The following is a 23,431-nucleotide window of genomic DNA, read 5'->3' as shown; positions in this document are numbered from 1 at the left end:
ATCTGGCGATCTGATCTTGGGAATTGCAACGTTGATATATTTTGGCTTGGATACTTCAAAAACCTTTAAAACTTTATCAATATCTGAAAGGAAACGTCCTACATCTATCCCTAGAAAGCCTGGCTCGAATTCTTTTAATCTTGAATAGCTCCTTTTGAGATAGTTTACCGTGCCTTTGATATTTTCATACTCGAGATGGTAGAAGGCGACACAGGCATGTATCAGACCCTTAAGGAAAGACTTCTCCCTACCCTTCTCTTTTAACCAAATCTTCTCAAGATACTCATGGCACTCAAAGAAAAATCCGTTATTAAACAGCATCACCGCAACCTTCACTCTATCCTGAAGTTTGTCCTCAAACCTTTCAGTCCTTGATTTCACACGAGATAAAAATTTCAGATAAGCCTTTGTTTTTCGACAAATGAATGTCTGGTATTTAACGTATCTGCTTTTTAACTTCAGCGAGTCTCCGGAACTAAAGACAAATAGACTCTTTAAGTGATCGTCTTTAGAAAGGTGCTTCCAATTGAATCCAACCCAATCCGAATTCGCCTTCTTTTCAAGTAAGTCTTTCAAGTAAATTCTATCAATGGTGTGGTCACTTGCCTTACCGCAATATTTAATGATCAAATTGAGAATATTGACCTTTGTCCTACTCCTTAGTGAATGCAAAAGTATCTCACTTAGGATATTTCGTATTTCAACTTCTGTTTTGCTTCTTTTCTTCATTTGAATACCATGTTTTACTTGAGCATGTTAGCTGAGGTAAAGGTTTTGTGCCAATCTTTTTTGTCACGAGCAAGCATGTCCTGAGGCAAAGTCGAAGGGCCCGCCCTGAGATAGGCGGGGTTTTCCAACCCCGCATGGATAAACCTATGTACCTGCTCTCCGGCCGGTTATTGTGCAACGAGCAAGACTCGTTGCCTACCCATGGGGTGACGTGATCAAACGTTAGGGGAAACCCCGCCCTGAGTCCAATCGACGGGACGCGTGACCCGAATGGGACAAAGAGTCCAAGAAAGGTAAGAAAAGAGGAGATTGCTTCGGGATAACACTCCTCGCAAAGGCGGAATGGGAGCAAGCCTGGATTCCCGCTTACGCTTGTACTCGAATGCCTCTATCGGGTAATCCGCGGGAATGACGTGTGACTGCCTGTCATCAATGCCGGGACAGAGGTTTACAGTCTGACTGGCATTCCAAGAATTGCGTTAAGAAAATCAGAAACGGAGACGTTAAAAATCCCCTCTAACTCCCCGTTGTAAAAGGGGAGGATCAGAGGTGGAGCGCTAATTCTCAGAAGCTGCGTCCTTACTTGGTTTCCTCCTTTTGTAAAGGAGGATTAAGGAGGATTTTCGCTAAATTTTTGGACGGCCTAGTCCTGAGCATACGCGAGGGGATCGAAGGATGATACTACCTTTGTTCACACTTCGACCCTTCGACTAGACCCTTCGATGAACTCAGGACATGCTCAGGGCTCGGTGTGATCGCGTTTGTTTATAATTTCATACATTGATTCGTTGGGGGGGGTCACGAAATCGCGGTGCGAGCTAATCGGCCGTGAGGCCTCAGTATAGTCGAAAAGAGAAAATAGATGTCCGCTACATTTAAAGCAAACACCCCCTTCTTAGTCTTCCCCCTAAAAGGGGGAAGTGGGTTACCGGTCCCCGTTCGCACGATCTGACAGCCGATGAGTGTCGCTGGCAAGGCCTTTGCAGGTGTGTTCGAAGGGTATTTGTTGCTACGCAAAGATTATGGAGTTCTACTAAACTCGGTTATAATTAGTTGCTTTATAACAAAAGGCAGTCGACCGGGAAAACATGGCCGAAGTTAACGAAGATATCAAAGAAAAGGAAAATTTAAAAAAGTCACTTCCCGCTCATACAACCTCTTTAGAGCGATATCTTGCGGAGTTAAGCAACTACCCCATCATCAGTCGAGAAGAAGAATATGAGCTTGCGATTCGTTATAAAAAGTACGGCGATCTTGAAGCCGCGAGGAAACTCATTACCTCAAATCTCAAATTTGTTGTGCGAATAGCAAACACCTATAAAAACTATGGATTAAACCCGATGGATCTGATCCAGGAGGGGAACATCGGGCTGATGCATGCCGTAAAAGGGTTCGACCCGACCAAGGGTTATCGACTCATCTCATATGCCGTCTGGTGGATAAGGGCCTATATCCAGAACTTCGTTATCAAGTCCTGGAGTCTGGTCAAGATTGGAACCAACCAGGCGCAGAGAAAGCTCTTCTATAAGCTTCGCTCGACAAAACAAAAAATGGATTATACTGAAGAAATCCTCAGTCCAGACGAATACAAAAACCTCGCAGAAGAACTAGGCGTATCGGATGAAGCAGTAGTTGAGATGGACCAGAGAATTGGTACAAAAGACCTGTCGCTAGATGCTGAGCTGACAGCAAACAACGAATCTACGCACCTAGATTTTCTAGTGGATGACCTGACAAATCAAGAAGACCTGATTTCCAAGAATGAGGAGGAGGAAAATCTCAGAAGCGGTCTTGATATCGCTATGGATTCCTTGAAAGATAGGGAAAGATATATAATAAAAAGTAGAATCCTTTCGGAAAATCCCCTAACGCTCGAGGAACTGGGATCAGAACTCAACATTTCAAGGGAAAGGGTAAGACAGATTGAGAGTTCTGCGTTACAAAAGATTAAAACTATTCTGGAAAAGAAGGGCGTAACTAAATAGTCTGTCACTCACTGTTCCTCAACAGCAAACCAATCCCTTATTTACCGGAAACAATGTCATAAAACTTACGTAATACAACGTTTAAATTATCAGGCATATTGCCCCCAGCCTGGGCCATGTCAGCCCTTCCACCACCGCCTCCTCCAATTATACTGGCAAGCTCCTTAACAATTTTTCCCGCATGGTATTTATCAATCAATTCCTTTGTAACACCTATTAGAATATACGCCTTCCCATCACTCCTGCACCCCAAGGCAGCAATACCGTTTTTGAATTTTGCCCTAATATCATCCCAAACCTTTCTCAAGTCCTCCGGACCTTCTCCGGGAATCTCAGCAGAGAGAACATTTATGCCGTTTATTTTTTCCACCCTTTCAAGAAGTTCCCCCACTTTGCTGCTTATCATCTTGCTTTTATATAGCTTTACTTCATCTTTAATGCTAATGTTTTCCTCTATGATCTTTTTTAACCTTGGAATCAAATCGGATTTAGGAACCCTTAGGAGATCAGAAGCCTCGTTAAGTGTTTCTTCCTGTTTTCTTATAAACTTCCATCCTGATTCCCCTGCAACAGCCTCTATCCTCCTAATCCCCGCAGACGATGAAGTCTCATGCAATATTTTGAAGAGTCCAACCTCTCCAGATGTGTGAAGATGAGTGCCTCCGCAAAGCTCGTTACTATAATCACCGATAGTTACGACCCTGACCCTGTCTCCGTATTTTTCTTCAAATATCGCAGTCGCGCCACGAGCAATTGCCTCATCATAGGGAACATCAGTTTGAATAGTAACCTCATCATCCCATCGGATCCTATCGTTTATCGTATCCTCGATTCTCCGGATTGTATCCTCATCTATCGGAGAAAAATGTGTAAAATCAAATCTTAACCTTTCAGGTGCAACCAGTGACCCAGCCTGTCTGACATGTGATCCCAGTAATTCCCTCAAAACAGCGTGCAACATATGCGTAGTTGTATGATGTGTCTTTGCCCCATATCTGAGGCGGTTATCAACACTTAGCTCCACCTTGTCACCAACCCATAAGGTTCCTTTCTTGACAACTATATGATGCACGATGAGGTTAAAGAAAGGTTTTACTGTATCGAGAACATTGGCACTCCCTGAATCACTATTAATTATCCCCTTATCCCCTACCTGCCCACCGGATTCTCCGTAAAAGGGAGTTGTGTCTGTTATCAGCTCTCCACTCTCCCCCGCGTTAATGCTATCAACGAGTCCTCCATTACTAATTATGGCCGTAATCCTTCCGGTGTCCGTAGTCTTCTCGTACCCGGTGAAAATTACACTGAGCCCACCGGCCACAAACTCCTTATATACAGGGGTAAGCTCTTCCTCGCCAGGACCCTTCCAAGCCAGCCGGGACTGTTTCTTTTGCTTCTCCATCTCCTTCTCAAAACCTGCACTGTCGATTTCAAGGCCATGCTCCTTGGCTATATCCTCGGTTAAGTCAACCGGAAAACCGTATGTATCATAGAGCTTAAACACAACGTTTCCAGGCAGTATCTTCTGCTTACTCCTCTTTTGAACCTCACTGTTCAACAGATCAAGACCCCTGTCGATTGTCTCTAAAAATCTCACCTCTTCGTTTCTCACTACCTCTTCAACAAGACCTATTCTTTCTTCAATCTCCGGATAAGAATCTTTCATGATGTCCTTTACCCGATTAGCCAATTTATAGAGAAAAGGCTCTTTAATGTCTAGCATTCTTGCATGACGAACGGCTCTCCTCAGAATCCTCCGGAGCACATATCCTCGTCCTTCGTTTAAAGGGAGAACCCCGTCTGAAATCAAGAATGTTACAGCTCGTGCATGGTCTGCAATGACACGCATCGATATATCTGTCGGAGGATCTACCCGGTAAGATTTCCCAACTATCTCCTCAATATCCCGAATTATTCCACGTAAGAGATCTGTATCATAATTGCTTTTTACACCTTGAATGATAGCGGTGATTCTTTCGAGTCCCATCCCTGTATCGATACTAGGATTAGGAAGGCTAGTTAGTTTTCCCGATGAATCCCTGACATACTGCATGAATACAAGATTCCATAGTTCTAAATAGCGGTCACAATCACACCCCACTCTACAATCCTCTTTACCACAACCAAGGCTTTCGCCCTGGTCGATTACTATTTCAGAGCACGGACCACATGGGCCAGTCTCACCCATAGCCCAGAAATTATCCTTTTCCCCTAGACGCACTATTCTGTCGGAACTTAGCCCGATCTTTTTATTCCAGATATCATACGCTTCATCGTCTTCCTCATACACAGTAGCCCACAGCCTGTCCGTTGGTAACTTATAAATCTCTGTGATTAATTCCCATGCGAAATCTATCGCTTCATTCTTGAAATAATCACCGAACGAAAAATTGCCAAGCATCTCAAAGAAGGTATGGTGTCTTGCAGTGTATCCCACATTTTCGAGATCGCTATGCTTACCACCCGCCCTCAGGCATTTTTGGGCAGATGTAGCCCTTTTATAGTCCCTTTTATCCACTCCCAAGTAAACATCCTTAAACTGAACCATCCCCGCATTTGTAAAAAGGAGTGTGGGATCGTTCTTTGGTATCAAAGACGAACTCTTCACGATCCTGTGGCCTTTGCCCACAAAATATTCTAAAAATTGTTTTCTTATTTCTGAGCCTTTCATGGGCTTATAATCAATTCATTCTCTGTCTAATTTTTTGTTTTGTCCGGTCTTTTGCAGTCGGATAGTCTGCCGCAAGCTGCCCGCAAGCCCCGAGTATATCACGTCCACGATTCTTTCTAATTCTTGCGTTTATACCATAAGAAATCAATATGTCTTGAAAACTGAATACTCTTTCGCTACTCGGTGTTTCATACGGCAGGGGAAAAGCCTCATTAAATGGTATAAGATTTACCTTACACCTTATCCCTTTTAGAAGCTCTCCAAGTGTCGTCGCAATCTCATCAGAATCATTCAGCCCTTTAATAAGGACATACTCGAAAGTCAGGGTCTTTCTATTGGGCACGGGGAAATCTCTACTAGCGTTAATTAGTGCTGCAATCGGATATCTTCTGTTTATGGGCATAATTTTATTCCTGAGCTCGTCCAAAGGGGCATTAAGCGACACGGATAGATTAACAGAGATTTGCTTTCCGAGCTCTCTGATCTGAGGAGCCAGTCCCGAAGTTGACACGGTTATCTTCTTTGGTGATATTCCGACAAAATCCTCATGAGTGAATGTTTTTATGGCCCTCACCGTATTTCCAAGGTTATCGAGAGGCTCCCCCATCCCCATGAATACCACATTGGTAATACAACGAGAATTAAATTTGTTAACCAAGAGGTACTGATCAATTATCTCTGAAGCTTTGAGATCTCTTATCTTACCAACCCTCCCGGTAAGGCAGAATGTGCAACCCAAGCCGCATCCCACTTGAGTAGAAATGCAAAGGGTATATCTGCTCTTTTCCGGAATTAGAACGCTTTCTATCTTCTTCCCATCGGATAGCTGGAAAAGATATTTTTTGGTTCCGTCGGAAGATAACCTCTCATCTAAAGGAACAAGCGATTGTTGCAACAAAAAAGAATCATTTAGAGTCTCTATAAAGCGCCTAGGTAGATCAGTCATTTGGTCAAATGAATCAGCGTCTTTCCTGTATATCCATTTTCCGATCTGACGGGCACGGTAGGGCTCTTCACCGAAGCTACTTACCAAGTCTTCCAGCTCTTCTGGACAAAGGTTTTTTATATTAATTTTGTTCATATTGATATACTCGCCAACGCTTAAACAAAAATCCTACATCTATCGTAGGTTAATGAATAACACTGCAGCAAGCTGCAGGGAATTCGCTAACTAAACAAAATGTTAACATTGAAAATGAGAGGGTTCAAAGATTAATTGTATAACTAGAGAGAATCATTGAAAATAATCAGGTTCAATCAGATCACAAATCGCTCTATGACATGTAATATTCAAAGAGTCCCAATTGAACGAATAGCCCCGCAGCACGCTGCAGGATATCAGCAGATAAACACACAGAGTCTGTTCAGTTGCTGCGTGGGGTGAAGGAACCCAACACACGAAGAAAAAGAGATTGCTTCAACCTCGGAGTTTATCACGGGTAAATCGAAGGGCAAATTTCGCCATGACGACACTGAAGTTTGCAGTGTCATTGGCATTCCAAAAATTGCGTTAAGAAAATCAGAAGCGGAGACGTTAAGGAAAATTTGCGGGTTGTGGTCGGATTAAATTTTTCAGTCGGAGCGTATGATTTTTAGCTAATTTTTGGACAGCCTTGATTTTTGTTTCTTTGTATCAAGACAAAGAAAGTGAAAAATAAATGACAGATAGTCGATGAATGACGGTGCAGCGAGCCTCAGGGAAATCACGGCATTTTTCGTACTTTAAAAAACCAAGGTAGCGCCTCCTCCCAGACACAAGGACTGATGTGGAAATCAGTCCCTACAAGAGTAGGGAGAGCGGACACCCCCTATCAACCGACATACCGAGAATTCGCGAGTTAAACGTTAATTATTCCCTCTTCGACGGACACTATTGAATATAACTGTTGATTTCCCCAAGGGATTTCCTTTACTTCGACATGATCCTTTATGGTACCATAAACACCTTCTGAAACGATTACCTTCCAAAGTGGGGCGTTACCACTCAACATCCTGGCTTCTGAAATGACTTCCTTGACTCCCTGTGGAACACCGGCCTGGTTATAAAACTGAATTGGCCTTACGGCAATTCCAACCTTACCACTAATAGGATCTTTACCCTCCGCTTTCCTCTTCTTATTCATGTTGGCAAGTACTTGAAGAACCTCAACAGCAGCGCAGACAGCCCTCAGCTCGGGGTTATCTTGCTCGTCTGGTGCGTTGAAGAGAGCCACGATTTCTTCCTGCAGTAATGCTTCAATAGTTCCATCGTAATCGGAGACAATTGAGGAAGCAGTCTTTCTGTACTCTGTCAAGAAGTTTGTAAATTCCACCGAATCGATTTGTGTTAATAGATTCGCAAAATTAGAAATCTTGGTTACTAAAGCTGTCACAGCTCTCAAATTCGAATTTTCTTCGGTCTCTGATATCAAAACCTTAGGCTCAAAATTAATAGATTCTTCAGCTTCAGGTGCCTTTCCTTTTCTTTTTAGCCTGTTGATCATTTGATTAAAACTGTCATAAGCCCTTATCATAGCAACGTCGTCTTGAATCGATTCATTTATTGCCAATTTCATGTCAAGATTGTCTGGAGAAACACGCTTCATCGCCGATATTAGCCTTTCAAGATTTTGACTCTGATCAGAAGAAAATTGAATAAATAGCAAGAGGAATATAAGTACGAGTCCAACCCCAACTAAAATACTCCAGACCGCATTGGAAATGATTAAATCTTTGTCAAGAGCCCTTCTTAAACCAACCACTATTATCTTATTTTCCTGGGTATTAATTTCGATATCATTAATTCCTTCTCCGTTTTCAGTACCAAAACTCTCTTCCAGACCACCACTTTCGTTCTTAAGCTTCACGTAGGCAACTTCGCTCCTGCTTTGTAACAGATTTCTCGCTACACGAGAAAAATCAATCTCGTTTTCAAATAGTGCTTTTATTTCCTTAATCTCGAGCTTCTCAAATCTCTTTGTGTATAAATAAGAGTTAAATACTGATAATACCGCGGATATTATTAATATAATTATTGTTAATAAAACCAAACCCTTAGTAGCTGAAATGACCAATTTCCTTTTAGACAAATCTATAAGTCTCCCAGTAGGAAAATCAAGTCAGATTGACAATTTGTTATTTTGCCCTTTAAAATTGTGCAGTTAATTTCAGACATTCTCAAGACTAATTTCTCAACTGAATACATAAAATAATTCTTCATAATACAAAGAAAATTTAATCTAGTAAAGAACTACCGAAGCTTGATCTACAAGAAAAGGGGTTTTTGGGAATTACCCACGAATCTTGATAATTACCAACAGGTATCACGGTCACTATATAACTCTCACGTTTTATTATAAAAACCTGCAAAGAAATCGATCAGGTAGACCTAATAAAAAGTGGGAAAAGGTAATGGATTTTAAAAGAAAAAACTAACATGAAATAACAACTCTTGAGTAGTTATAAGAATAAATCTAAAAAAATTACGGCACGACAGGTTCAACGCTTATCTTTTTTCTTTCCTTTCCAAATCTTTCAAACTTGACCTTCCCATCGATCAGGGCAAACAGCGTGAAGTCCCGACCGGTACCTACATTTGCACCGGCATGAAAGCTGGTTCCCCTCTGTCTTGCAAGTATGTTACCAGCCCTAACAAATTCCCCTCCAAACCTCTTCACGCCCAACCTCCTCCCTACGCTATCCCTTCCGTTTCTTGTACTGCCCCCTCCTTTTTTAGTAGCCATAAAATTCCCTCCTAGCCTTCGATCTCAGTTATTTCAACCGACGTAAACTTTTGACGATGACCCGTTTTTCTTCTGTATCCCTTTCTTCTTCTAAATTTGAAAACTATAATTTTTTCACCCTTAACACCGCCGAGAATCTTTCCCGTTACTTTGGAATCCTTAACAAAAGGAGTCCCAACTTTTGTTTTCCCGCTTTCATCTGAAACAAAAAGCACCTTATCAAACTCAACCTTATCGCCAACATTTCCAGTAAGTTTCTCAACATTCACTATCTGACCAGGGCTGACCTTATACTGCTTCCCGCCAGTTTTGATAATAGCCTGCATTTATAACCCTCCCAATTCTAACCCATAATTTGTTCCTAATTTTTAGTCCATTGTCAAATGAAATCGATAAATCACGAAGCGTTTTCATGAGAAATACCGATTTCTTAATAAACTAATTTAGCATATTTTACAGATTAATTTCCAAACGCCTTCTGCATACGTAAATAAAGATCTATTCATTCAATGAAAAAATAGAAAGTCCAGTATGCTCGGACCCCTTGTTATGGAGTATGCTCCTCATTATGGCAATTTCCGATATCTTGAATGAAAGGGGGGTTGGGCCTGGGAAAGAACCTCGTACACTTGAATATCCTTTGATTCTTCCGACTGTTATATGAGATTTAAATTTACGATTTTCCCTGGCAAATCCAATACCTTCGAGTCTTTCTTCCAACTCAAGTTGAAATTTCAATAGGTCATCATTATTATACAAATCTATAACAAGGACCCTCGGCCTTCTCAGACTTGGAAAACCGCCGAAACCTTTAATCGCCATTTCGAAAGGGGAGACTCCCTGAACGCCCGCTCTCAAAGATTTTTCAACATCACTTAATTTCGACTCATCTACTTCACCTAAAAATTTAAGCGTTACATGAAATTTCTCGTAGCTCTCCCATTTAACCCCTTCCCAATGGGACTTTATCGATTCCACATAACTCTTCATGGCTAGTTTAATTTCAGGGGGGATTAGAGCTGCAATAAAGATCCTCAATCTCTTAGTCCAGAACCCTAATAAAAATCGATTAAAACACCAGGCACTAATATCAGAATAAAAATAAAACATCTATCCCATTGATTAACCAGATCTTGATCTATTTGCACCAGGTCGGAAATAAAACGTCCCCCCCGTTTGTCAAAGGACGCTGATTCTGACCATTCAAGTACATCATGAATAAATCCTTATGGCCACCCCTAGTTGAACTGAACGCAATATAGTGCCCGTCTGGCGACCAAGTGGGGTTTTCATTTCTCCTTGACGCCCAGGTGAGTCTTTGCTCATCTGAACCGTCCGGACTTACTGTAAATATGTTGGCCTCAGCGCCCTCAACCTTCACAAATGCGATCCTGTTGACTTCCGTATTTGGGGACCAGGAAGGGTCAGTGGAGTACCCACCCGAAGAGACTTTTCTGACACTACTACCGTCTGAATTCATTACATAGATTTGGGGGGTTCCGGCACGGTCGGATACAAATGCTATTTGCCTCCCACTGGGCGACCAAGTAGGGGAGACATCGATAAAACGCTGGTTACCAGTAATATCAACGGCACCACTCCCATCGGGATTGGCAATAACTATATCCCCATTAGCGCTATAAGCGATTTTTCTCCCACTGGGAGACCATTCGGGGCTTTGCTCCAATTTGAAAGCACGTGTGAGCCTTTGTTCGGAAACGCTCGGAGTCAGAGTAACTACATATAAGTCCTGATCCCATACCTTATCAGAGTTAAAAATTATCTTTGATCCGTCGGGAGAACAACTTGGAGACATCACAAGTGCGCCATGATTGGTAAGCCGCTTTATGTTCTCTCCATCGTAATCCATCTCGTAAAGGTTCCTATTATTTCTACTCCCAGACACAAAAGCTATTCTAGATGTAAAAAATCCATCTAATCCCGTAAGCTCCTTCATAACCGCGTCTGAAAACCTATGGGCAGCTTCTCTTACCCGCCCAGTGCTGGCCTCATAAGATCTGGCAAGAAGACGATTCTCACCAGCAACATCATAAAGGGATAAGTCAAACTTTATCCGACCACCTGAAGAAGAGTAATCGCCCTTGATAAATGCCTCAGCGCCAGCTTCAAACAACGGTTGGAAATTTATGAGATCACCACTGGTCATCAGCGTACCCCCCTTCACATCAAAAAGGCCAGTGTTTATTAGATCATTCCTAACAACCTCGACGAACTCTTTCGCCCTTGGATCGGAACCACTGAGGCTGTTTAGATCTGGTATGAATATGTATATCTTATCTACGATTGGTCCATGAATCGGGGGTAGAATGATCTGAGCATAAATCGGGCTAGAAGAAATAAGAAAAAGTATAGCTATTAATCTCGTAACACTATATCTCATCACTGCCTCCAATTAATAAAATACACAATTACATGAAACCTATTTAAACGTCCTTCACTCCAAATCGTATATTCAAGAAATTTCTTCTGGATGAGTAACAACATTAGATTAAATGGAACTTATTACTCTTCCAGTTCAACGTTCCAGTAAGAAACATCGACAAAGCTGAGAAACGGTTCCCATTCCTTATACCTTACAGCCCTTATATATATATTGGAAAAAGGATCCCAAAGAGGTTTTTTAGGTTTGCTTTTAAGCTTCATTCTTACCTGCTCCGGCGTCTTGCCCCCTTTCTTGCGATTGCATTCTATACAACAACACACGACATTTTCCCAGACACTTTTTCCATTAAGCGATCTGGGAATCACATGATCTATCGTAAGGTCAGAACGGGAGAATTTGGCGCCGCAATACTGACACCTGCCACCATCCCTTCTAAATATGTTAATTCTGTTAAATTTTGCTTCCTTCCTCAACATACCATCATACCTGATAGTCATGATCACCCTCGGCACCCTTATAACACTGCTTACAGTCATAATACAATCAGTTTCCCTGAGTGCAGAAACCTGACTCCATGAATCAAAATCAAAGGTCTCATAATTACCACCCACAGCCTTTGCAACACCACAATAAAGCATTACAAAAGCCCTTTTGACGCTGGTTATCGTGATGGGAACAAAATAACGGTTGAGAACCAATACCGGAGAAGTAAGCATATTAGCTAATGAATCTACCTACTTTTGAGCATGACTTCAAGACCGATCTTCAATGCCCTGCTGTTGCGAATTTCTCACTTTGACTGTAGATTAGTTAAGCCTAAAGTTAATCTGATCAAATCCTTTGGGAGAACTCTTTATGAATAGCATGCTTGTGATACTGGTTGTTCAAATTTTCCTTTGGTTGTTGTTGTTTTCATCAATCTTTTATCTGGCGAGAAGAAATAATGACCTGAAAAAAAGGATTCAAATTCTAAGAAGTAATCTAGAAAAGAAAAACAGGTGACTTGATTGTATCCAGAACTATTTAAAATCGGAAACTTTGAAATATCTTCATTCGGGTTAATGGCTGCCATTGCCTTCCTTGTGGCATACTGGGTGTCATCATTTGAATTCAAGAGAAAGGGTCTTACCGAGAAACTCCTAAGCAATGCATTTCTTGCAATAATAATAGGCGGAATTGGTGGAGCAAAGATTCTCTACGTAATTGAAAATGTTCCAATATCTCAAGTCATTGGTAACCCCCTGGGTTACTTATTTTCAAGGGGAGGCCTTACCTTCTATGGCGGATTTATCGGCGCTGTAATACTATTATTAATTGTCGCAAAGAGGAGCAAGACAAGCTTCTGGATGATTGGAGATGCAATTTCTCCTTCGCTTGCCTTGGCGTACGCAATCGGTCGCATAGGTTGTTTTCTGGTCGGAGACGATTACGGAATAATATCAAATCTACCTTGGGCGATTTCTTTCCCAAAAGGTCTCCCGCCCACCACTGAGAGGGTACATCCGACTCAGCTCTATGAGGTAATCGCGATGACGGTGGTTTTCCTTATAATTTGGAAAATCAGGAAAAAGCCAGCCCCCAACGGATGGTTATTTTCAACCTATTTCATTCTTGCAGGCTTTGAAAGGTTTCTCATAGAATTTATCAGATCAACAACTCAAAGCCCTATTCCACACCTATCTGTTGCCCAAGTGATGGCTATCGTATTGATTGCAGTCGGGGCGATTAAGCTCATTCAGATAAACTCGCTGAACCCGCAGGCTGCACCGAAGATCTCGAGCGCGAGAAAAAAGCGATAATTATCGATGACACTAAGCTTATACGATTTATACTATATCCCTATCTAAAACTAAATTTATACCCCCAGTTGAATTTATAAATCCAGGTATCTTTTAATCGAAGAGATGGCCAATATTAAAAAAATCGACATTATTCTTTCAAGCATCTCTGGAGTGCTCTTCGCAGCCACATTTATGGTTCCATATTCTGGAATCGTTTCCTGGTTTCTTCTAATTCCACTTCTTATTGCGCTAAAAGATAAAAGTCCTATGAATGCCTTAGTACTCGGTACATGGGCGGGCACTGTAGTGAATTCATTGGGTTTTTACTGGCTGATTGGAACTCTTTCAAGATTCGGGGGTTATCCTTTTCCGGTTAGCCTACCCTTTCTCTTAATACTAAGCGCATTTACAGGCTTATCGTTCGGAATTTTCTCATATCTTACAATAAAACTCCACCTGCTAACGAAAAGAGGCATATCCTCAGCATTAGCAATAGCCTCAATATGGACTTCGGTTGAATTCCTATTTCCTTTTCTATTTCCCTATACAATCGCAAACCCCCAGGCCAGTTTCCCCCTAATGATTCAGGTGTCCGACTTATTTGGTATTTACGCAGTTGGTTTTTTAATCGTACTTCTAAATGTAACGCTTATGAGAGCTTACATATCTATCAAAGAGCAGAATCAAATGCCTTATCACGAAATTATAATTTCTGTTATTCTGATTACCCTCACCGTGTCGTATGGATTTTGGAGGGTAGAAACAGAAAATAAATTGATGTCAGAGGCCCCAAAGCTAAGTGTGGGACTGGTGCAGGCCAATTTCGATTTCTTTGAGAAGGACGAAATTAACCAAGATATTATTTCCAAGAGACACAAGTCGATGTCTAAAGCGCTGAACCCGCCAGACCTGATAATTTGGCCGGAAACCGCCATACAAGCATGGATACCAACTTCATCAGATGAACTCATCGAGAGAGGAAGTATTGCGGTTCCGGATATACCGGGAACTTACTTCATAGTAGGTGGATTATCGTTTGAGATAAAGGACAACCTGTCTGATGTAATGGAGTTGAATGGCATAAAAAATTATAATACTGCATTCCTTACTGACTCAAATGGGAAAATACTTGGCAGATATCATAAGATTAAGCTCTTACTCTTCGGCGAATACTTGCCATTTTCAAATATTTTTCCCTCATTAAAAAAATTAAGCCCCGCATCTGGTGATTTCATACCTGGCAATGACCTCACGTTGTTTGAAATAAAGGAGAATGGGCTCAAGATCGCTCCTCTTATCTGTTACGAGGACATTTTCCCTTCTTTCAGCAGAAAATTCACAGCAATGGGGGCCAACCTGATCGTCAATATCACAAACGATGCTTGGTTTGGAAAGACCTACGCCCCTTATCAACACCTTCTTCTTTCTATACCCAGATCCGTGGAGACTAGGCGATATTTGATCCGGGCGACAAACACCGGAATCAGTGCAATAATCGATCCTGTCGGAAGGGTTGTTGAGAAAACAGAAATCTTCAAAGAAACAAATCTGGAGGGAAAGGTCGCGATTTTGAATGGCAACATTACGCTTTACACTAAGATTGGGTACCTATTTCCTCTTGGGTGTCTTGTTTTTTGGATAGGCTATGCAGTATCAGGAAAATTGAGGGGAAACAATCTCTTCTAATGCTCTGATAAATGAATCGTTCTCACCGGGCGTGCCAATAGTCACTCGTAGGCAGTTTTCCAACCTTCCCGGAGAGTTAAAGTTTCTGACAATTATTCCCCTATTTATCAACTCCTGGTGAACAGCTTCGGCATCGATTACCCGCATCAGTATGAAGTTTGCATCGCTCGGGAATGCCTCAATTCCGGGTATCTTTTTAAGCTGCTTAAATATCCTCTCCCTTTCCCTCGTAACCAGCTGGATGTTTTCACCAACAAAGGATAAATTTTCGAGGATTACCTCCGCTATCCTCTGACTGTATAGATTAATATTATACGGAAGGCGCACCTTGTTAATCTCTTTTACTAGATGATTCCTAGCAAATAATATTCCCAGTCTGATTCCTGCGAAACCCACCTTTGACATTGTCCTGAGAACTACAAGATTTTCATATTTATCTATTAGGGGTAGGTGTGATTTACCACAGAAGTCAGTGTAAGCCTCGTCTATAACAACAACACCCTTTGAATTCTCTATAATTCCGACGATCCTGTCCTCACTGTAACTGTTGCCTGTAGGATTGTTAGGAGACGCAAGAAAGGTTAAATCGGGATTATTATACTTTAAGACCTTCAACATTTTCCCGAGGTCAATGTCAAAATATCGGTCAAGCTGCACGCTTAATGGTTCCAAGCCCAGGGCTACGGTGGATAACTTAAACATTGAAAATGTGGGCATAGGCACAAGCACCTTTCCACTCCCTCCGGAAAAGGTTATTAGGAGCATCGCGATTAACTCGTCGGACCCGTTTCCCAATACGATCCCCTCCAAGGGAAATCCAGTTATCTGCGAGAGCTTTCTTCTCAAGCCGACCGCACCTGGGTCAGGATATCTGTTAATGGGAATTTTTGTTATCGCCGCCAGCACCTTATCCAATACATCGGGCGGTAGAGTAAATGGGCTTTCATTTCCGTCAAGCTTAATCGGACATTCAATTTCCGGACCCGTGTATGGAGAGAGATCGCGTATTGCCTTTCTCACCCTCGAGTTAACTAGGCCGTCCTCTCCTCTGGATTTCTTAGAACTTACAGCAGCAGTACTGTCAAATCCTTTTATCTCTTTTTCTCCCTGCCTTACGCACTCATTACAAATTTTTGCATTTTTACCCCGAAAAACCAATCTTTCACCGCTATGCTCCTCTCCACAAAATGAGCATCTTCCTCTACCCTGAAATACTTCCCCCTTAGAGAATTCAGCCAGTATCTCTCTTACTAAGATAAGGCAATCCGAACAAACTGAATAACCCTTTCTTTCATAGATTGTCTGTGATTTCTCCGATGAAACGCCGCAAAATGAGCATCTAATTACCAAAGCCTGTCACCACTTAAAATCGCGAGTCTAGTTTATACCTACTTAAAAATGCCGATAATCAACCCAATATCTTATAAGCCAAAATAGTTAACATTTGCAACGAACTTTAACCGAAATAGCATGAGCCTCGAGACCCTCACTTTCTGCTAAACCCACCACTGCATTGCAGAGTCTATTAAAACCCTTCTTCGATATTGATATCAAACTAGGCATCTTCAAAAAATCGAAAACACTCAGTGGCGATGAAAATCTGGCAGCACCACCCGTCGGAAGTACATGGCTTGGACCGGCGACATAATCCCCAAAGGCTTCAGTCGACATGTTGCCCAAGAATATAGCGCCAGCATTTTTTATCATCTTTAAAATAGACCTTGGACTTCTTACACAGAGCTCTAAATGTTCGGGGGCAATCACGTTTGCTACTCTTGCAGCATCCTCAAGAGTATCAACGACAAATATTTTCCCCTGTCTGTCAATAGCCTTTTTAGCTATTATCTTCCTCGTCAGTGTCTTGAGTCTGATTGACAATTGTTGATCGACTTCATTTGCAAATCGGATTGAGTTTGTTACAAGTATAGGTACAGCTAATTCATCGTGCTCTGCCTGGGCCAATAGGTCTGCCGCCACCCATTCAGCAGGCAGGGACCCATCTGAAACTATCAAGACCTCACTCGGACCAGCAATCATATCAATGTCAACATCACCAAAAACAAGCTTTTTTGCGATCGTAACATAAATATTTCCTGGACCTACTATCTTATCCACCTTTGGAATCGATTCAGTCCCATAAGCAAGAGCCGAAATCGCTTGAGCACCACCAACTTTGTAAATAGAATCGACTCCAGCAATTGAGGCAGCAAAGAGAACCTCTGAATTTATTACACCTTTTGGACAAGGCGTAACAAGGCGTATCTCTTCAACGCCCGCAACCCTTGCCGGGATTGCTGTCATTAGCACTGTCGATGGATATGAGGCTTTACCGCCAGGAATGTAAATCCCTACCCTCTCAATCGGTCTTATTACCCAGCCAAGCCTGTTTCCTAAAGAATCTGTGAAAGTCTTTCCGCGGGGAAGTCTATTCTTCTGATATTCCCTTATCCTTTTAGCTGCTATCCTCAAATATGATTTAATTTCTTTTGAAACAGCCCGTTTTGCACGCTCGATCTCCTCCCGCGAGACCGTCACATTTTTTTCTGATAATACGAATTCATCAAATTTCTTGGTGTATTTGAAAAGAGCGCGATCGCCATTTCTTTTAACATCATTGACAATTTTATCAACTGAAGTTCGGAGCTTGAATTCCTTCTGCAATTCTTTACTTCTTAATCCAATTACTTTTCTCTCTAGATCTTTTTTCTCAATTCTTATTATTCTCAAGATGGTTAAGGATTATACACAGTAAGCAAAAGAAAAAAAACAATATTTTGAGAAGCTAGGACAATCATAAAGGTGAAACTTTAAACCACTCCGTTGCTTGACAAAGACCGGTATTTCGTGTGATAATGGGATACTAATTTAGATCTTGAGCTAATAGCAAAAAAACGCGTTACAGGAGGAAATCTTATAATGGCAAAGCAAATGACAAAGTCGCAATTAGCCGGTGAACTCGCTCAAAAGACGGGGATAACTAAAAAGTCAGCCGATGATGTATTAAACGAGCTTGCAACAATAGCTTGTAGGGAGGCAGAGAACTCTTTTTCTATCCCCGGTATTGGAAAACTTGTAGTCGTAAATCGCAAGGCTCGTATGGGAAGAAACCCTGCAACCGGTGAGACGATACACATTCCAGCAAAAAGGGCATTAAAGTTTAGGATTGCCAAATCTTGCAGCGATGCAGTCTTGAAAAAACCCTGGTAATAAGCTAAAACCGGGAAAAGATAAAACGCTTCATCAATCGATCAGCCCACGTGATTGAATTCAACAATTAGCAGTGAAATATTGTTATTATTTGCACCAGGCTATTTGAATATGTAAATGATAAATTTAGTCTATAGACCAAATAAGCCAGCTAATTAAACTGAATGCAAAGAGGGTTATTCCCGGTTATGTTTTAATATACAAACTTCAGGATAGTTCTTTGCGAGGGACTTCCAAAATTCTTTGGAAGCCTCGTCGGGATTATAGTCCTTACCGAAAATAGTTTCACCGGTTTCGAGATTAATCTCGACCGCTATATCACCGCCCGTATCTAAGACTTCTAGAAACGAAGGACGTATCAGTTCATATTGTAAATGTATTTCTTTTGCACCTGCTCCTTCGTTAGCAGCACGAGAAGGTCCAAGGGTAAGCCTGACAGTTGGTTCAGCAGACACCTCAGCCGTGGGCGTCGGACCCAATGTTTCGATCGTCTCTCCCATATTTCCCGCCCTTTCCCCCAAGTCATCGATACCCTTGTTGTCATTTTTGGCCCAGAACATGAGTTCAGGAACCCTGGTCCCAAGTAAAAGATATGAAGATATACACAATAGAATAAGCAAGATTATCATTATCGCATTCTTTATCATAAGATATAGCTGAAAAAAGTATTGCTTAATATGATAACACCAAGAACCCAAATGCCACAAATTCATAGACTACATTAAATTCGATCAATTCCTGTGAGTAGTTAATATGATTTGTCTTTCATACATTTTTCTGGGAAATCCATTAAAACTGTAACCGGATTTTCTTACCGGAAAACGGATTATTAGAGATTTTATTAGGGCTAAAATCGGACTCGTTGAATAACATAAATTCTCATGACTCCAAGTCCTTATGCTATTATGCATTTTGTCAATTGGACTCCTCAAAGGTGTTGCTGGATAGATGAGGCATCTTGGCGCGAATATTTCTAAATATCTTACCAAAACCAGATAAAGTACGGCTATAATGTTAATGTATCACTGTTCAAATCTTTTAGCCCGAGGCAACCCTCGCCTACCCCTGGTTGCCACCTACTCCAGAAACGTGAGCGCCTAGCTAGGGGCTCTTCTATTATTTAGTTCGCAATAGACAACTCATCATAACATGTCTTGGAAATTTACGCATTATTCGATATTGGGAGAATTTTTCGTTTAATTTGATAGTGAAACCCGACAACATGTTAGCTGAGATAAATATTTAAAAAAATAGCCCAAATATACTGTGCAAAATCACACATTTTACACAGTGCATATTTGCACTGATCTATCTTCGAATCCTATCTTCATACATAACTCCCTTTAATAATTAAACAAAAAATCGATTCAAATTTGGTACGGTACTTGCAACAAATATGTACTGAAAACATGATCAATCTGAAAGTGGCAAAATATATGATAACGCATTACTAAATTCCATCCTATCCTCTCCACCTGTTTGCCCTGAGGCCGTCAAATCCACGGCCTCAGGGTACTTTAATATCGGTTCTTTACTAAGAAGCTATCAATATAAGAGGATAACACTCGAGCAAACTACGATTCCGAAGTTGCTACCTTAGAAATCAGATGATTACTTGAATCGATGGCACGGGCTTGAAACTATTCAATTGAGTTTTTTATCTAGTCATTAAGCGCTGTCTTGGGTGTTTCTAAAAAAATCTTCTTACTGTCACTTGCCATATCGACAATCACCAACTGGTCTTTAAGCTCACCTACTCCAAGAAGATCCAATAGCCAGGTGCGACGATCAATATACCGCCTGTAACGAAAAATGCTTTCGGGATTTCTGTCGGAAAGAAAAGGGAGAAAAATCTGATAAGTAAGGAAAGTGTAATGTCTTCTCTCTTTATTTCTTATTGAGATGCGCTTCTCCCGTGAAAGTTATTGCTTCCCCATTTTCTTTAAGAGCAGGTCTCTGTTCGTCCTCGCGTCTTGATTTGTTGGATCCAACTTTAAGGCTTCATCAAAATCTCTATAGGCTTTCTCATATTCCTTCAGGTAATAGTGGGCGAGACCCCTGTTGTAGTAACTGGACGCATCTTTTGGGTTAAGAATTATAGCCCTTGTTGCAGCTCCGACAGCCCCTAGATAGTCCTTGAGTTCCACTTGCGCGACTGCCAGACCTGCATAAGCGTGTGATAGATTTGGGTCAAGGCTTATTGATCTTTCGAAGTCCATTATTGCCCTATCGTAGTCCTCTTCTTTCAGATAGGCATAGCCTCTGTAGTGATAGGAGAGAGGGGATTTGGGGCTTAGCGCTATAGATCTATTTAAACTATCGATTGCCTTTTCGTATTCCTGACGAAGAATAAGATCATATCCCTCATTTCTAAAATTTATCGGCCCCTTTTTTGACTCTGTAATGTAGTACTTTGATGGGGAGTACTCAATCGCGTATAGGTTTGCAACCTTTCCATCTCCAGGGTGGAATACCCTACCCTTTTCATCAAACGAGAATGCTTCATCCCAAATGATCAAATTATAGTTATTTGGATCACCCCTAGACAAATCCTTTGACATCAGTATTTCGGTTCTCTTCGTTAATTCATTAAATGTTTTAAACTCCCACGCCTGGATTTCAGGAAGGTATCTCCCTGTGTAAGTCTTCCCGCACAGGGTATTGGCTATATAGGGATCACATCTACCAATCCACTTAAAATCTGTAAAGCCGTAAGACCCAAATACAACCTTGAATGGTTTTCCGGATGAAATGTAGTCTCTCATAAAACCTTCCTGAGCAGAAGCGAAAAGGGTAAAATAACATAAAAAGAAAATAGAAATTAAGACTCTCATGACTTACCCCCCTTATAACTGTAATCCGTTATGTTAACGCTAATTCGTTACTTAATTGTTAAGATCTACAAATAACTTAAGTTACCTGAAAGTATACGTAAATTTATTGCAGATTTAATAGCATAAATTATCTTATAGAATGTAAATTGATTATGTGGGCTAAAGTAAGTATCGTTAGAGTCCTATATTTAGAGGATACCGTCCACGCAATTAGGGGTCAAGATAACAACTGTAAATTCCTAACTTTTTCTTAAGAATCTATGGATATTAGATACCAAATAAACAGAATAGATATTATAAAAGGATTTATTCTTTTTCTTATTGTAGTTGGTTTTTCAATTCCCTATTTACTATTAATGATTGAGATACAGAAAGCAACTCTAAATGATTTTACTATCTGGCCTTTGGCCATTTTTCGAATACTGCTTTATTCTTTATTCTCACCCTTAGTTTTCATAATTACTCTTTCAATGGTTCGGATACATAAACTGCTGGCAAATCTATATTCAATAATCTATATTTCGTCATATTTTATCGCACTAATAATAATTCTTATTTATTTCAAATACTTCGGTACCATACCCCAAATTACCCTCCTTAAATCCATGAATATGGGGGGCATGGAAGCATTTTCCATTTTAGTTAAATTGGTTTATAACCAATTACTAGGATTTCAGGAGTGGTTTATAATCCTTTTATTATTCTGCACCATATCCCTAACCTATATGTTTTTAAGGCTTGCAAAAACAAGAGAAATCAAGGGTTATATAAAATTTTCAATGCTGGTGCTTGTACTTCTTATTTATTATGGCCTGTATGAAATTCAAACATACAGGTACAGAAATTACTTCGGTTCTAATTCCAGTTGGCTGGGTAGGAGTTCTGAAGCGGTTTCATATTTTGGCTTAACTCCAGTGTATAAAAAACTCCTTACATATAGAATTTTTCACAAAACCGTACCACTACCTTACCCGGGGAAAATAAATAAAAAAAATAAAAGAAATGATAATATCCCCAGGTTTAAGGGTGCAAACGTTATTATCATACAAGCTGAGTCATTAGACTCTCTAGCCGTCGATTTCCAGATTAACGGCAAGCCGATCATGCCATTTTTACATAGCTTGAAGAATCGATCTGTTTACTTCAAGAATTTCTTTTCACAGCACAGCGGAGGCGCCTCGACAGATGCAGACTTAAGCATGTTGACCAGTCTGCTACCATTACCCAATCAGGTTGGGCTATATACAGCAAAGCACGATCTCATAAAATCTCTAGTGGAAGAATTAGAGCAAAGGGGCTATAAATCCATGGTAATGTCTAGTGTATCCTTCGTGTTTCATGATAAAACGTCATCTTACCCAAAGATAGGCTTTGATCATTTTTATGACTCTAATTTTTATTCAGGAAAAGCAACAGGGTGGTACTCTAAGGATTTGGACTTTTTCGACCAGTCTGCTCCGATAATCAAGAATTCGGCGAAGCCTTTTTTCGCTTACTTAGTTATGCATCAAAGCCACGGGCCCTTTAAGAATTATTCGGATTCAACCAGGAAGAACTTCAACTTTGAGAATACTGATTTTTCGAAATTAGAAATTGATTATCTAATGAGTATGAACGAAGTTGACAGGGCACTTCAGCATTTTTTTTATAAAATACTTGAATCAGAAATCTTGAATAATACGATTTTAATAATCTATGGAGACCACTCTGGACACGCATTAAGAGACCCGGGTTGTCTTGCTGAATGCGTTCCTCTTTTTATATACCACACAAGTCTGCCACCGAAGGTTGAAACAAAAGTAGGCTCTCACCTTGATCTAGCGCCAACAGTACTTGACCTTTTAGATATTCCTGAGCCCTTTGGTTGGTTAGGGACTTCATTGTTCGCCGAGGGTAGAAAAGTCGTTTTACTGAATGACCTGACTTCAGTCGAAGTCATAGACGGTGTTTTAAAAAAGCACGTAGCAATGGAGTATCAACCCTATCTGGAATATTCAAATTCCTTGGTTGAATAAGCAATGGTGGATTTCTGAAAGATGGGGTCACCCCTTCTTCTATACGAAAAAGGTGCCACCCGGTGCATTCCCGCGTATCATACTTCGACCTGGCTCAGGATGCACGGTTCGGACTTATGATATCGAATTAGGAGAGTATAAAAACCCTTCACAGCGAGCCTGTCCTGAGTTGAATCGAAGGGCCGGTCGAAGGGTGAGCCAGTCCAATAACCTGTCGGGAATCTAGCAGAAGTTGGCTAGTTCCGAAACGGTCAATTCTGTAATATAATAAGTAGAATCCCATGTGTGACCCCATGCTAATAGCCGCAATCCACCACATTGTCATCGCGAAGGGCAAAGCCCTGTGGCGATCTCCTACCTATCACCCGAAGAATCGATCCATTTAGACGAAAAGAAA

The 23,431-nt window shown here is 41.0% G+C and carries 18 protein-coding genes; 5 read left to right on the top strand and 13 right to left on the bottom strand.

Translation table 11 applies throughout. The features are described 5' to 3' along the window. On the bottom strand, positions 1 to 729 hold a 729-nt coding region (locus VGA95_05880; GenBank protein HEX9666075.1), incomplete at its 3' end, for a DUF309 domain-containing protein. 1,088 nt (positions 730 to 1,817) lie between these two features. On the opposite strand from VGA95_05880, the gene rpoH reads away from it, so the two are divergent. Next, positions 1,818 to 2,714, top strand: coding sequence for an RNA polymerase sigma factor RpoH (rpoH, locus tag VGA95_05875; protein HEX9666074.1), 897 nt, complete (start codon positions 1,818 to 1,820; stop codon positions 2,712 to 2,714). Between the two features lie 37 nt (positions 2,715 to 2,751). Here rpoH and alaS read toward each other — a convergent pair whose 3' ends face one another. The 8 genes from alaS to VGA95_05835 form a co-directional block, all read right to left on the bottom strand. Next, the gene (gene alaS / locus VGA95_05870; GenBank protein ID HEX9666073.1) at positions 2,752 to 5,385 is read right to left on the bottom strand and encodes an alanine--tRNA ligase; all 2,634 of its coding nucleotides are present in this window, start codon (positions 5,383 to 5,385) and stop codon (positions 2,752 to 2,754) included. A gap of 10 nt (positions 5,386 to 5,395) precedes the next feature. Continuing rightward, positions 5,396 to 6,466 carry a 23S rRNA (adenine(2503)-C(2))-methyltransferase RlmN gene (gene rlmN, locus VGA95_05865; protein ID HEX9666072.1) on the bottom strand — a complete coding sequence of 357 codons (1,071 nt, stop codon included), beginning with the start codon at positions 6,464 to 6,466 and terminating at the stop codon, positions 5,396 to 5,398. A 757-nt stretch (positions 6,467 to 7,223) separates the two neighbouring features. Beyond that, positions 7,224 to 8,453, bottom strand: coding sequence for a hypothetical protein (locus VGA95_05860; protein ID HEX9666071.1), 1,230 nt, complete (start codon positions 8,451 to 8,453; stop codon positions 7,224 to 7,226). Positions 8,454 to 8,846: 393 nt separating this feature from the next. Then, entirely contained in the window at positions 8,847 to 9,107 is a 261-nt protein-coding gene (rpmA, locus tag VGA95_05855) for a 50S ribosomal protein L27 (protein ID HEX9666070.1), read from the bottom strand. Positions 9,108 to 9,118: 11 nt separating this feature from the next. Continuing rightward, the gene (gene rplU / locus VGA95_05850; GenBank protein ID HEX9666069.1) at positions 9,119 to 9,433 is read right to left on the bottom strand and encodes a 50S ribosomal protein L21; all 315 of its coding nucleotides are present in this window, start codon (positions 9,431 to 9,433) and stop codon (positions 9,119 to 9,121) included. Positions 9,434 to 9,605: 172 nt separating this feature from the next. Further along, the gene (gene thpR, locus VGA95_05845) at positions 9,606 to 10,145 is read right to left on the bottom strand and encodes an RNA 2',3'-cyclic phosphodiesterase (GenBank protein HEX9666068.1); all 540 of its coding nucleotides are present in this window, start codon (positions 10,143 to 10,145) and stop codon (positions 9,606 to 9,608) included. Positions 10,146 to 10,245: 100 nt separating this feature from the next. Continuing rightward, on the bottom strand, positions 10,246 to 11,508 hold the full coding sequence (locus VGA95_05840) for a hypothetical protein (protein HEX9666067.1): 1,263 nt from the start codon (positions 11,506 to 11,508) through the stop codon (positions 10,246 to 10,248). A 122-nt stretch (positions 11,509 to 11,630) separates the two neighbouring features. Further along, the gene (locus VGA95_05835; protein HEX9666066.1) at positions 11,631 to 12,227 is read right to left on the bottom strand and encodes an HNH endonuclease; all 597 of its coding nucleotides are present in this window, start codon (positions 12,225 to 12,227) and stop codon (positions 11,631 to 11,633) included. Between the two features lie 291 nt (positions 12,228 to 12,518). On the opposite strand from VGA95_05835, the gene lgt reads away from it, so the two are divergent. Together lgt and lnt are read left to right on the top strand one after the other, a co-directional pair. Next, positions 12,519 to 13,310, top strand: a complete 792-nt coding sequence (gene lgt, locus VGA95_05830; protein ID HEX9666065.1) for a prolipoprotein diacylglyceryl transferase — start codon at positions 12,519 to 12,521, stop codon at positions 13,308 to 13,310. Positions 13,311 to 13,415: 105 nt separating this feature from the next. Continuing rightward, complete coding sequence (gene lnt / locus VGA95_05825) at positions 13,416 to 14,978, top strand: apolipoprotein N-acyltransferase (GenBank protein HEX9666064.1); 1,563 nt, start codon at positions 13,416 to 13,418, stop codon at positions 14,976 to 14,978. Here lnt and hisC read toward each other — a convergent pair. Then, positions 14,946 to 16,328: a histidinol-phosphate transaminase gene (hisC, locus tag VGA95_05820; protein ID HEX9666063.1), complete on the bottom strand. Its 1,383-nt coding sequence runs from the start codon at positions 16,326 to 16,328 to the stop codon at positions 14,946 to 14,948. The two genes, lnt and hisC, sit on opposite strands and share 33 nt — an antisense overlap. An 87-nt stretch (positions 16,329 to 16,415) precedes the next feature. Further along, positions 16,416 to 17,705 carry a histidinol dehydrogenase gene (gene hisD, locus VGA95_05815; protein ID HEX9666062.1) on the bottom strand — a complete coding sequence of 430 codons (1,290 nt, stop codon included), beginning with the start codon at positions 17,703 to 17,705 and terminating at the stop codon, positions 16,416 to 16,418. 189 nt (positions 17,706 to 17,894) lie between these two features. Here hisD and VGA95_05810 point away from each other — a divergent pair, with 189 nt between their 5' ends. After that, positions 17,895 to 18,185, top strand: a complete 291-nt coding sequence (locus VGA95_05810; protein ID HEX9666061.1) for an HU family DNA-binding protein — start codon at positions 17,895 to 17,897, stop codon at positions 18,183 to 18,185. A gap of 176 nt (positions 18,186 to 18,361) precedes the next feature. On the opposite strand, the gene VGA95_05805 is transcribed toward VGA95_05810, so the two are convergent. Further along, positions 18,362 to 18,814 (bottom strand): hypothetical protein, encoded by a 453-nt coding sequence (locus VGA95_05805; GenBank protein ID HEX9666060.1) that lies wholly within the window; start codon positions 18,812 to 18,814, stop codon positions 18,362 to 18,364. Positions 18,815 to 20,107: 1,293 nt separating this feature from the next. Then, entirely contained in the window at positions 20,108 to 21,019 is a 912-nt protein-coding gene (locus VGA95_05800; GenBank protein HEX9666059.1) for a tetratricopeptide repeat protein, read from the bottom strand. A 260-nt stretch (positions 21,020 to 21,279) separates the two neighbouring features. Between VGA95_05800 and VGA95_05795 the strand changes: the two genes are divergently transcribed. Further along, positions 21,280 to 23,034 carry a sulfatase-like hydrolase/transferase gene (locus tag VGA95_05795; protein ID HEX9666058.1) on the top strand — a complete coding sequence of 585 codons (1,755 nt, stop codon included), beginning with the start codon at positions 21,280 to 21,282 and terminating at the stop codon, positions 23,032 to 23,034. Positions 23,035 to 23,431: the final 397 nt, after the last annotated feature.

It is taken from the genome of Thermodesulfobacteriota bacterium (assembly GCA_036397855.1).
Taxonomy (GTDB): Bacteria; Desulfobacterota_D; UBA1144; order Nemesobacterales; family CSP1-2; genus DASWID01.
Note: the sequence above shows the minus strand (reverse complement) of the source record. Positions and strands in the feature narration are given on the sequence as shown.

Excerpts from the sequence above, each read along its gene's own strand:
- lnt (HEX9666064.1), top strand. The coding sequence starts at position 13,416 with ATGGCCAATATTAAAAAAATCGACATTATTCTTTCAAGCATCTCTGGA.
- VGA95_05795 (HEX9666058.1), top strand. The coding sequence starts at position 21,280 with ATGGATATTAGATACCAAATAAACAGAATAGATATTATAAAAGGATTT.
- rlmN (HEX9666072.1), bottom strand. The coding sequence starts at position 6,466 with ATGAACAAAATTAATATAAAAAACCTTTGTCCAGAAGAGCTGGAAGAC.
- VGA95_05835 (HEX9666066.1), bottom strand. The coding sequence starts at position 12,227 with ATGCTTACTTCTCCGGTATTGGTTCTCAACCGTTATTTTGTTCCCATC.
- rplU (HEX9666069.1), bottom strand. The coding sequence starts at position 9,433 with ATGCAGGCTATTATCAAAACTGGCGGGAAGCAGTATAAGGTCAGCCCT.
- rpmA (HEX9666070.1), bottom strand. The coding sequence starts at position 9,107 with ATGGCTACTAAAAAAGGAGGGGGCAGTACAAGAAACGGAAGGGATAGC.
- VGA95_05805 (HEX9666060.1), bottom strand. The coding sequence starts at position 18,814 with ATGATAATCTTGCTTATTCTATTGTGTATATCTTCATATCTTTTACTT.
- rpoH (HEX9666074.1), top strand. The coding sequence starts at position 1,818 with ATGGCCGAAGTTAACGAAGATATCAAAGAAAAGGAAAATTTAAAAAAG.
- VGA95_05810 (HEX9666061.1), top strand. The coding sequence starts at position 17,895 with ATGGCAAAGCAAATGACAAAGTCGCAATTAGCCGGTGAACTCGCTCAA.
- VGA95_05800 (HEX9666059.1), bottom strand. The coding sequence starts at position 21,019 with ATGAGAGTCTTAATTTCTATTTTCTTTTTATGTTATTTTACCCTTTTC.
- alaS (HEX9666073.1), bottom strand. The coding sequence starts at position 5,385 with ATGAAAGGCTCAGAAATAAGAAAACAATTTTTAGAATATTTTGTGGGC.
- VGA95_05840 (HEX9666067.1), bottom strand. The coding sequence starts at position 11,508 with ATGAGATATAGTGTTACGAGATTAATAGCTATACTTTTTCTTATTTCT.